We start from the raw sequence: 2,465 nt of genomic DNA, 5'->3' as shown, positions 1-2,465 counted from the left end.
GATTCGCTGAGGATCCAATCGCCGGGTAGGTAATTGAAATTCCAGAAAAAAGTAGTGTCGGATAAAGGGTTGTTAGGATTTGCAAAGTGCTGTGAAGTATTGGTGTAGTGGGTTTCCACATTGGCTGTGCCTTTGTAGTTGCTCGTGAATTGTGGCGAGGTGATTTCAAAATTGGCTCTTGGGTTCAAAGAATCAACCGTTAGAATTTGGGTTAAAGTGCAGCCGTTTTCATCCGTGGCTACCATTTCATATTGACCGGGATTTAGACCGCCCCAAGTAGAATTCGTACTTGTTTCGCCTGTGGATAAATTGGTCCATAAATAATCATAATCTGGAATGCCGCCTGCCATGGCTGCTTTCACTACGCCGTTTCCTTTTTGGTAATTGTATAAACGACAATAAGCAGGTTCAAATTCGAATTCTACAAATCGTAAAGAATCTGGTTGATCGATAATAAAACTAAAGGAATTGGAACAACCATTGGCATCAATTACATTCACTATATGCTCTCCAGCTCCCAATCCTCCAGCCGAATCTTCAGCGATACCACTTAAACCAGCAGGACTCCAATTGAAGTTGATTAGACCTAAATCACCAGTTGCATTAAAGACTTCATCAACTATTGCATAACCCGTTTTGTCTCCGTAACAAAGCGGATCGACTGTGGTTAAATTAATGTCCATTTCGGACGGTTCGTTTAAGGTGATGGTGCCACTGCCCGAACATTCGCTATCGTCTGTAACCGTGTAGGTATAGGTGCCAGCGCCCAAGCTATTCGCCGCATTGCTATTGTCGACATTTCTAACTAATCCATCTTCATCAATAACTGTAAAAATTAAATCATCTCCTCCACCATCTACATTAATAATAATTGACCCATCCTTAAAACCATAACAGGTCGGTTCGTTTGAAATTATATCCAAAGGAATGCCGTTTGTCATGGTGATGTTTTTAGTAGTGGTTGAAGAACAACCTCCCGTTCCGGTGACAGTGAGTGTGATGGTATAAGTTCCAATCGCATCATAAGTATGTGTTGGATTTTCGTCTGTTGACGTTCCCCCATCACCGAAACTCCAGTTCCAGCTAGTAATTTCACTAGGCGGAATTACTGTGGAAATATCGTTAAACTGAACAGGGTTGATTATGCAACCACCTGTGCTGCCTACTTCAGAAGAGGCACCGCCTGCAATAAATTCTATGTTGGCAGCCGGAACATCATAGATAACCACTTCGTAGGTTGCGGTATCATTACAAGAAATGTCACTGTGCCCAATTAAAGTTACGGTGTATGTTCCTGCTTCATCATAAACATGACTAGGATTATCATCTGTTGAAGATTCACCATCACCAAAATCCCATTCCCAAGTGGGGACGTCATCTTCTGGAATAGTAGAAATATTATCAAAATCAATTGCTTCTCCCAAACAAACATTTTCAAAACTAAAATTAGCATCCAAAACATCAGGAAAATGAATAGTTTCTACTAATCTTAAACAACGCTCACCAATGGTGTATTGTGCGGTATAGATTCCCAAACCATAATCACTGGCACTTACAGTTGAACTGGTTTCACCTACCAAAGCAATTCCATCTTTATACCATTGCCAATCACCACCAAGAGTATCAATAATTGCGGTTAATAATAGGTTGCCATCACACCAGTCACCAGTTTGGGAAATGTCTGTGAAGTGGTCTGAATCGATGAGGGTTAATTCATCAAAATAATAATAACCATTTGGGTATGTAATGCCGTCAATTACTTCTGAGCCACATTGTTTTGCTAAAGCAATCGCATAAATATCTACGAGGGGTGTAAAAGTAAAGGTTACTTCTTGCCATGAGCCATCCATGATATAATTTATTTCAACATCAGCTAAATCTTGCCATTCTCCAAAGCCAATAGGACAATCACCACCAGCCCATGGTAAATCATCACATTCAGGAGTGCCATAAAGATGCAATTCAAAAAAATCTTCACCTTCACTCCAAGCGGTATAAAAATTTAAAGTATAGGATCTACCAGCCATCATCGGGCTAAATAAGCAGGTACCAACTGTTTCACAAAAGCTTGGGCGAGAGGCTAAACCCACATAGCCTTCTCCACCACCAGGCAAAGGTATAACCGCAGGTGTATCAAAACCAAGGAATAAATCACACAAATGATAAAAATCAGAACTTCCCCAATTAGCTTCTGTCCAGGCATCTGAGCAGCGTAAAGAAGGGAAGTAATCACAACATAAAGTATCCTCAAAAGAAGGGTTTGGAATTAAGCTCGAAAAGCCATCTAACTCAAAACAATCACAATCCGAATCATTTAAATCAATCAGCAAATCTCCATCATCATCAATACCGTTGTTACATATTTCTTGAGAGAAAGCAGACAACGAGAAAAAACAAAGTATGAGGGTTAATAATTTCATTTATTGCAAGATAGGATAATAAGACAAAAGAAGAAAGACAAAATA

1 protein-coding gene is annotated in these 2,465 nt (G+C 39.8%); it reads right to left on the bottom strand.

From position 1 onward, the window contains the following. Nucleotides 1–2,420: PKD domain-containing protein (locus T367_RS24295; RefSeq protein ID WP_157454305.1), on the bottom strand; the 2,420-nt coding region annotated here is incomplete at its 3' end. Between the last annotated feature and the right edge of the window lie 45 nt (nt 2,421–2,465).

The sequence above is a fragment of the Crocinitomix catalasitica ATCC 23190 genome, assembly GCF_000621625.1.
GTDB classification, from domain to species: domain Bacteria; phylum Bacteroidota; class Bacteroidia; order Flavobacteriales_D; family Crocinitomicaceae; genus Crocinitomix; species Crocinitomix catalasitica.
The sequence above is the reverse complement of the archived record's forward strand: the minus strand, read 5'-3'. Positions and strand labels throughout refer to the sequence as shown.